The sequence below is a fragment of the Mycobacterium sp. 852002-50816_SCH5313054-b genome, from assembly GCF_001667185.1.
Lineage (GTDB): Bacteria > Actinomycetota > Actinomycetes > Mycobacteriales > Mycobacteriaceae > Mycobacterium.
On sequence record NZ_LZIC01000046.1, the window covers coordinates 1 to 555 of the forward strand.

The 555-nt window shown below is 66.1% G+C and carries 1 protein-coding gene; it reads left to right on the forward strand.

Going from position 1 to position 555, the window contains the following annotated elements; translation table 11 throughout:
* A partial coding sequence (locus A5787_RS09495) for a class I SAM-dependent methyltransferase (RefSeq protein WP_156763857.1) occupies window positions 1–555 on the forward strand: 555 nt, incomplete at both ends.

Below are 555 nucleotides of genomic sequence, written 5' to 3' on the forward strand. Positions count from 1 at the left end.
CTCGAGCCCGGCATGACGTTGCTCGACATCGGTTGCGGTTGGGGCGGGGCGCTGCAACGGGCGATCGAGAAGTTCGACGTCAACGTCATCGGCCTGACGTTGTCGGAGAACCAGGCCGACCACGTGCAGAAGATGTTCGACCAGATGGACACGAACCGCTCGACGCGGGTGCTGCTGGAGGGCTGGGAGAAGTTCGACGAGCCGGTCGACCGCATCGTCTCCATCGGCGCCTTCGAGCACTTCGGCCGCCAGCGCTGGGGCCACTTCTTCAAGATGGCCCACCGGGTGCTGCCGGCCGAGGGCGTCATGATGCTGCACACCATCACGCGTCCGACATTCAAAGAGGCCAGGGCGCAGGGCACTCCGCTGACCCACGAAGTCGTTCACTTCACCCAGTTCATCCTGGCCGAGATCTTCCCGGGCGGCTGGCTGCCGACGATCCCGTCGGTCGAGGAGCACGCGGAGGAGGCCGGCTTCAAGATCACGCGCGTCCAGTCGCTGCGGCTCCACTACGCGAGGACCCTGGAAACGTGGGCCACCGCGCTCGAGGCCAAC